The sequence below is a fragment of the Bacillus sp. Root131 genome, assembly GCF_001429475.1.
Classification (GTDB): domain Bacteria; phylum Bacillota; class Bacilli; order Bacillales; family Bacillaceae_G; genus Bacillus_A; species Bacillus_A thuringiensis_S.
The window spans coordinates 1,633,298-1,633,701 of sequence record NZ_LMJQ01000001.1; the positions used below are offsets into that span (position 1 = coordinate 1,633,298).

Consider the following 404-nt stretch of genomic DNA (forward strand, 5'->3'; position numbering starts at 1 on the left):
CCTTGAGGTCCAGTGGCACCCGTGTTACCTTGAAGACCTTGAGGTCCAGTAGCGCCAGTAGCACCTGTGTTACCTTGAAGACCTTGAGGTCCAGTAGCACCTGTGTTACCTTGAAGACCTTGAGGTCCAGTGGCGCCGGTAGCACCCGTGTTACCTTGAACGCCTTGAGGTCCAGTGGCACCAGTAGCACCTGTGTTACCTTGAACACCTTGAGGTCCAGTAGCACCMGTAGCACCTGTGTTACCTTGAACACCTTGAGGTCCAGTGGCGCCGGTAGCACCCGTGTTACCTTGAACGCCTTGAGGTCCAGTAGCACCMGTAGCACCYGTGTTACCTTGAAGACCTTGAGGTCCAGTGGCACCCGTGTTACCTTGAAGACCTTGAGGTCCAGTAGCGCCAGTAGC

General features: G+C 55.9%; 1 pseudogene. It reads right to left on the bottom strand.

The features are described 5' to 3' along the window. A pseudogene (locus ASE54_RS36735) lies at nucleotides 1-404 on the bottom strand (collagen-like protein); the annotation flags it as partial.